This window comes from Ruegeria sp. BH6, assembly GCF_056538105.1.
Window position 1 is genome coordinate 260,762 of sequence record NZ_JBQFSR010000006.1, and the last position, 7,667, is coordinate 268,428.

Annotated in this window: 5 protein-coding genes; all 5 read right to left on the reverse strand. The window is 56.8% G+C overall.

What is annotated here, in order from left to right:
• Positions 1 to 31: 31 nt before the first annotated feature.
• Positions 32 to 1,342, reverse strand: coding sequence for an HlyD family type I secretion periplasmic adaptor subunit (locus tag ACR0B8_RS14480; RefSeq protein ID WP_480658780.1), 1,311 nt, complete (start codon positions 1,340 to 1,342; stop codon positions 32 to 34).
• Positions 1,326 to 3,473, reverse strand: a complete 2,148-nt coding sequence (locus ACR0B8_RS14485; RefSeq protein WP_480658778.1) for a type I secretion system permease/ATPase — start codon at positions 3,471 to 3,473, stop codon at positions 1,326 to 1,328. Before ACR0B8_RS14485 ends, ACR0B8_RS14480 begins: the two co-directional genes overlap by 17 nt.
• Positions 3,470 to 4,714: a TolC family protein gene (locus ACR0B8_RS14490; RefSeq protein WP_480658776.1), complete on the reverse strand. Its 1,245-nt coding sequence runs from the start codon at positions 4,712 to 4,714 to the stop codon at positions 3,470 to 3,472. The genes ACR0B8_RS14485 and ACR0B8_RS14490 overlap by 4 nt, the downstream gene beginning before the upstream one ends.
• A 106-nt stretch (positions 4,715 to 4,820) precedes the next feature.
• Positions 4,821 to 5,639: a SapC family protein gene (locus tag ACR0B8_RS14495; protein WP_226689407.1), complete on the reverse strand. Its 819-nt coding sequence runs from the start codon at positions 5,637 to 5,639 to the stop codon at positions 4,821 to 4,823.
• Positions 5,640 to 5,695: 56 nt separating this feature from the next.
• The coding region (locus ACR0B8_RS14500; RefSeq protein WP_480686153.1) for an Ig-like domain-containing protein at positions 5,696 to 7,667 on the reverse strand (1,972 nt) is incomplete at its 5' end.

Below are 7,667 nucleotides of genomic sequence, written 5' to 3' on the forward strand. Positions count from 1 at the left end.
GGACCTATAACCGGGCTTAGCCCGTTTTGACCTATTCGCGCAGTGCCCTGTCTTTGACTTTGACCACAGGTTGCAGAAGGTATTCCATTACCGTCTTTTTGCCCGACAGAATGTCAATCTCGGCAATCATGCCGGGGATGATTTCGACGGCCAGACCATTGGCATCCAGCATCGAGTTGCTGGTCTCAATTTCTACGACAAAAACTTCTTCGTCATTACGTTCGGACCGCGTGATCGTGTCTGCACCGATGCGCGTGATTTGACCGTTCAAAGCCCCATAACGGGCAAAGTCATAGGCTGTGATCTTGACCTTGACCGGCTGCCCTGAGTGAAGAAAGGCAATGTCCTCTGGCCGCACATAGGCTTCGACAAGCAAGGTGTCGTTCAAGGGCACAATTTCAATCAATTCCTCTCCACTGCGGGCCAATCCCCCAATTGTGCTGCGATGCACCCGGTTCACGATACCCCGAACCGGCGATCGCACCTGTGCTCTATTGGCCCGGTTGCGCAGTGCTGGTAGAATTGGTTGCAACGCCGCAAGCTCTGTGGTCGCCAGCGCCAGATCAGTCAGCGCGGCGCTGCGAAACCGGCTGCGCGTTGCGCGGATGCGGTCGTCTATTTCGTCTAGACCAGTTCTCAGCCTATTGGTCGCGGCCACGGCCCGCGTTCTGCGGCCTTCCCATTCGGCCTCACCACGGCGGAGCGTTAAAAGCGTTGTGGCTGGTTCCATTTTCTTTTCCACCAGTGGCTGCATCATCGCGCGTTCTTCGGCCAGCAACTTAAGCGTCTGATCTGCTGTCACACGATCCACCAGCCCTTCCTCGTATTCCTGTTGGCGTTGCTGGCGCTGCCTTTCAAGAATTGCGATTTCAGCACGCAATTCGGATTGGCGCCCCTGATACAGCGCGGTTTCCGAATGCACGACCTCGGGGGACCCTTTGATCAGGTTCGGCGAAAACCTCAGTTCGGTCCCGTCAATTTCTGCCTGCAAACGTTGGGTGCGCGCCATCAGCCCGAATGCACGCTGTTGTTCCTGGTTTAGCTGACTGTCGATCTGGGTGGTTTCGAACTCCATCAGCAGCGTTCCTTTTTCAACCACTTGCCCTTCCCGAATTTTCAGGGATTGCAATACGCCGGGTTCAGTGGCTTCGATCACCTGAATGTCAGCCGAAGGCACGATCCGACCGTCAACGCGCGTCACGTCGTCCAATTCGGTGAGATGGGCCCACAGTCCAAGCGCGATGAGACAGGACGAAATCACCAACAAAAGCAGAGATCCACGTAACGGTGAGCGTCCACGTATTTCACGCGCGAGTGTGGCCAGATCAGGATGCCGCGACATTCAGGTGCCCCTGTGTTTTGCGGGCGTGTTGGGCCAGCAAGCTTTTCGGGCCGTCTGCGCCCACGCGCCCGCCTTCGATCACAATGACCCGATCCACCAGCTCCAGAAGGCTGGTGCGATGCGTGACGATGACCATCGTCGTGTCCTGCGTTGCCTGTTTCAGGCGACGGATCACTTCGGTCTCGGTTTTTACATCCATCGCGCTGGTCGGTTCATCTAGCAACAGGACCGGAGGTCGTCCGACCAGTGCCCTGGCCAAAGCAATGGCTTGCCGCTGACCGCCGGACAAACCTTCGCCCCGCTCCGCCAGTTTCAGGTCGTATCCATTGGGGGTATGAGCAATAAAATCTTCGACCCCGGCCACCTTCCCAGCATGGATCAAGTCCTGATCGCGTGGCCTGACGGTGCCGCTGTTTATGTTCTCGCGTACCGTGCCAGAAAACAGCCAGATATCCTGTAGGATCGACCCAACGTTTCGACGCAGATCACCAGGGTCGATCTGCCGGATATCTGCCCCGTCCAGCAGAACCGACCCCGAGCGCGGCTGGTAAAGTCCAAGCAACAGCCGGGCCACTGTACTTTTACCCGAGCCGATTGGCCCCAAAATCGCGACCTTCTCACCCGGTTCAATTGAAAATGACACGCCAGCCAAAGTGTCCTCGGTCTGATCGGGATAGGCGAAGTGAACATCCTTGAAGCAGATCCGGCCTTCGAAGCCGTTTCTGCTTACCCAATTGCGCCCTTGTGGCCTTTCGCTTTCGGCCTGCATCAAGGCATCCAGACTGCGGTAAGCGCTTCGGGCCTGGTTGACGCGGGTCAAGGTTTGGGCAAGCTGTCCCAACGGGGCCAATGCGCGCCCCGTTAGCATGACCGAGGCAACCAACGCCCCCATGCTGGCCTGACCGTCGGTGATCAGAAACACGCCATAGAAGACGATCAATACCTGTGCAGCCTGTTGGGTGAAACCGGTCAGATTCAGGGCAAACTGCGTCACCGTTCGGCTTCGCGCGCCGTGTGACGATTGTCGTTCTATCGCATTTTCCCAACGGGTTCGCATTTGCCTGGCCGCTGCGGTGGTTTTGATGGTCTCAAGCCCTGAAACCGTTTCTACCAGAACGGATTGCTTGGATTGCCCGTCTGAGAAGCTTTCCTCTGCCAGGCGTGCCAACACTGGTTGAACGGCAATTCCCGCAAGCAACACAATTGGAACCGCGAGGGCCGGGATAAGCGCCAGCGGTCCACCCACCAGATGGATGACAAAGATAAACAGCGCGATAAACGGCAGATCAACCAGCGCAACCAGCGTGGCCGAAGTAAAGAACTCGCGTAGAGTTTCGAACTCACGAACTGTGCTGGCCATGGCGCCAGTCGAGCCTGTACGCGACTTCATTCGGATGTTCAGAACCTGGTCAAACACACGACGCCCCATCAGCATGTCGGCCTTTTGCCCGGCGCGATCAATGAACCCGGCGCGCAACAGCTTTAGGATGAAATCGAAGCCTAGTGCGAGGCCGACGCCAGCGGTCAGCGCAATCAGGGATTCAGTCGCTTCGTTGGGTAGAACGCGGTCATAAACCACCATGATGAAGATCGACGTTGAAAGGCCAAGCAGATTGGCGAGCGCTGCCGCCAGAATAACCTGTGTGTAAGACCATCGGTTTGCGGCCATTGCCGACCAGAACCAATGCCCGGAATATGAGGAATCGCTGTTTGATACTTCGTCGCGATAATTGCGGCGAAACAGAATGGCATATCCGGTGTAAATGTGCCTCAACTTATCTTCTGACACTTCACCGATACCAGCCCCAAGATCAGGGTCGAAAATCAAAAGATGCCCATCGGGCGAACGACCGTGGTAAACAACGGCTTTATTGTCTTGCAACAGCAAAAGCGCTGGTGCCAGTTGGGTGTCGAAATCCCGCAGCTTTCGTTTGCCGTATCCGGCCTGCAAACCAGCCCTTTGTGCCACTTCGATAGCGTCACGGAGGGTAAGTTCCCCGGTCGTTCCTGATTGCGCGGCATACAAAGTGGCGCTTGTCATCGGCCGATCCAATTGAGCCGCGACGTGCAACAGGCATTTTTCCAAAGGCGTAAGCTCGGGGTCTCGTGAAATTGGCAGCAGTTGTGTCATAGACCCTCACCCCACTTGGCCGATGAAATCCCCAGAAGGTCCAGAATGTCACCAGTGAGGCTGAGCGCGGCATAGTTGGTCAGGAAAAAATTCTGCTCAGCCAGGATCAATCTTTCCTGAGCGTTCACATAATCTCGTTGCGCGTCCAGGATTTCGATCAGACTGCGCCGTCCTATTGTGAATTGCTCGCGTGCTGCTGAGACACTGTCGGCGTTGGCCTGCACTGCGATGCGGGCGGCCTGCAGCCGCACTGCGCCAGCTTGCTGATCCGAGCGAACAAATTCCAACTCTCGCCGTATGTCCCGGATTACAGATTCTCGTGTGAATTCAGCCTCTTTGACCTGTGCCTCTGCCGCCGCAATTGCAGCGCGGCGCTGTCCTGTGCTGTCGATCTCGTAATTGAATAACAGGTCGACGCCGAAATTCGCGTCATTCCTATCATCCCGATCAGCAAAGGCTGCAACCTGAACGCCAGGCTGGCGCCGGGATTGAGCAGCAGCCTGCTCGGCCTTTGCGGATAGCAGCGCTGCATCCGCCCGCCGAACCTGTGGGCTGTCCATCACGATCTGAGCATCAGTTCTCGACAGTTTTGGGGCCGCAACCGGAGGGGGCAATACCCCGGGGGCAGAGCCGAAAAATTCGCGAAACTGAGCATCCGCACGATCTAGTCTGGCCTCAGCATCCGCCAATCTTGTCTGCGCGTCAGCCATGCGAGAGCGGGCCGCCAGAACATCCGCATTTGAACCTACACCCTGCGCGGTTCGCTCGGCTATTTGGCGAAGCATTTCTTCGTGAGCCGACACGTTCTGTTCCGATATGCCCAGGATTTTCCGCCTGTCAAGAACCACAACATAGGCCTCGATTGCCGAAAGCGCGATTGCCGCTGCGGTTTGCAACTGGTCGCCCCGGCTTTGAAGCACGCGGGCTTTTGCGGCAGCCAGGTCATTCGAGGCCGCGCCGCCGTCATAGACTAGCTGCGAAATTCGCAAATAGGGGGTAACGTCAGCAATATCCGATTCAATGCGCTCGGATCGTGCGTTTACGCCGATGGACACTTGCGGTAAGAACGCCCCTTTGGCGGCGTCCTCATTGGCAGCAGCGACTTCAAGTCGAGTTGCGCTCTGCGCCAAGTCGGGGTTGGATTCGACAGCGACCCGGACCTTTTGACCAAATGCACTTTGCGCAAGCCGCGATGAAGGAGCGTTCGCGCCCGCGCCCACTGAGCCACGGGAAAGCGACATTTCAACCCCCGTCAGTTCGGGTGCGGGCGTGCAAGCCGAAGACAACGCGGCGAGACAGATTAAAGCTGCAAATTTTACTTTGCGATCATGTATTGGCATAGGTGTTTCACACCCCACTGGTTCCAAGAAAGTCGTCATTCTGAGCGTTGGCCATGGCATAGAGGAAACCGGAAATATCTGAATTTTCCGTGTATTTTTCTTGCGGGTTTTGCTGTGCAAGCTGTTGATGAGCCCGGGATAACCACCCGCAATGTGACAGTGAAATCTGATGCGCGTGGATCAAGAAAAGAGCACCCGAATCGACCAGTTTCAGCTTTTCAACCTGCGACAAAGTCTTGAGCCGCTGGACTGACACCCCAAACTTGTCCGGCGGCAGGGGTATCCCATCATGTGACGCAATTAATTCGAACAACCCAAGACTATCGATGATCTGACACAGGGCCAGGGTTGCCTCACAGGCCGCAGCGCGGGCTTGAAGAAAGATTTTCACCTCACGCAAAGCAGGTGAAACGGCTCCGGTATTGTCAAAAAATGCTTCGTCCTTTGGGTCGTCGCTTAGCAACCCAGAGGATTCATCCACATTTAATTGAAACAGAGGTGCCTGGTCTGCCGTTTTGCGACCGGTGGGTGCGGCCTGAAAAGGATAGCAACGTAAAGCTGAGGGCACATAGGCGGCAAGCCACCGGCCCGCCTGCGATACAAATGGGGTAGGCCTATCTTTGAGAACGGACAATATACCGGTTGGCTCAAAACCTCTGGCTGTTTTCTTGAACAAAATGGGAAAAGTGGCAGCCGCTTGTTGAGCTTCTTGAAAGACAATTGCGCATTCAGCGCGATTGGCCGCGAATTGGTAAGACATGAAACGTGTCCAGTAACGCCGCCCATGCCGGGAAAAGGTGACTGGAACCAGGCCATTCTGCGCCATTTTTACCCCGTGATTAGAGTGACTGCCGCCAGAAGCGGCGGCAGCCGAATTTCTGATCAGGCTGTGGCCCCGGTGGGGTCGGTGTGCAGGATGTTGTCCGCACTCAGACCGCTTAGGTCATCCAATCCGGAGAATTGCGCCACGGTTTCAACCGTTGCAGAGTTCGGGGCGGTATAGTCGACGTTGACCAGCACACTGTCGGTCCCATCCGTCGCCATCACGTAAATCTCGTCGCCAGTTTGAATCCCGGTCAGGCTTTCAACTGCAGTTTCGATCGTGTTCTCAGACAGGTCGCCCAATACCGTAGTCAGACCGACGACCCCGGTATCTGCGCCGATGGCGTCACCGACGGCCAGTGTCTCGACATCGGTGCCATCTCCGCGAAGTGTTCCGAAGCTTAGGCCGCTGAACATCACGGCATCAGACACTTCGGCCGCGGTGCCAATTGTAAAGCCTGTCACTGTATCGACGCCGTTTGCGGCTGGATCAGCTTCGAATATGATGACGTCGCGCCCAGCGTCCGAAACGTCAATCGCATCATCACCGTCTTGACCGCGGATAAAATTATCCAAATCAGAGGCTACCAAGGTGTCGTCACCGCTGGTGCCAATCTGGTAGACGCTTGGACCGCCATCCGGGGTCGTGATCGTCAACTCGATGGGCTGATTTGGGTCAACAACGGTCATCTCGAATGTAACCAGAGGCTGGTTCAGATCCGTGAAGGTGGTTGCTGCACCGGCAAAGCGGATCACGTTCCCTCCGATCGGGTTGGACACGAAGAAATCGAATGCCCCGTTGCCCACATCCGACCCAGTGTCGAAGGTTACGACGGATGGGTCAAAGCCCAGCTCTGCCGTCATTGCAAGACCGCTTGAGATATCCCGATCCGCATCTGCGTAGATCTCGAAAGTCACAGTGTTTCCACTGATTCCGGCCTGTGTGACGACATAGGCGGCTGGTTCATGGGCCGTATTGTCATCGTTTGCGGTCAGGGGGTCCGGACCGCCGGTAACAGTTGCGTCGGCGGAGAAATCAAGGTCGTCACCTGCGTTAATCCCCGAGAAATCCGAGGCAGGTACTGCCAGAGACCAGCTTCCATCTGCGGCGACCGTTGCAGAACCGATGGGGCTGCCGTTCAGGGTGACGTCCACCGCCTGACCTGCACTTAGTCCCGCAGATGTGCCCGATAAGGTTACACCTGACGCCTGCGCGTCGGCCAACGACACAGCGCCGTTTGAACCGACGGGGTTTATGGCCAACACGGGCCGAAGGTCAGTGGTCAATGTGATGGTCGCCGAGGTGGCCGGGTTTCCGGCCTGATCGGTTACGCTGGCTGAAATCGGATAGCCCGTACTGTCTGCAAGGGCCGCCAGATCAGCGGAAGGAACGGTTGCAGACCAGAAACCACCCGACGCGGTGCCAGTATACGTTTGGCCATTCAGGCTGACGGAGACGGTTTGCCCATCCTCGGCACTGGTTGTGCCCGAGATCGTGAGGTCGCTGCCCTGCTCGGTCACGTCCAATTCGGTTCCAATCCGCAAGGGGTCGAGAGTCACACTCGGAGCAGTGAAATCGGTGGCAAAGCTTGTGGTGTCCTGCGCGCTGTTGCCTGCCGCGTCTGTTACCGAAGCATCGACATCATATGATACGCCATCCTGCAATGCGCTAAGATCTGCAGCCGAGGCTGTATAGCTCCAACTGCCGCTATTGACCGTAGCGGTGCCCGTGACATCCACGGTTCCGTCGGGTCGGGCGATTTCGACCGTGACAACCGTGCCGTCTGCGGCGTCAGAGGTACCGCTGACAGTCAGGTCTGTGCCTTGTTCCACGGCATTCATGACGGCGCCATCGGACAGGTCTGTGACGCTGATCGAAGGGGCGGTAAAGTCTGTATCAATGCTGTTGCTGGCCTGGATCGCCGGATTTCCCGCCGTGTCGGAGACGTCTGCCGTGACCGGAATGGTGACACCGTCAGACAAGGCGGCAAGATCCGCCGCAGGAACAGTGACAGACCATGCGCCACCCGAG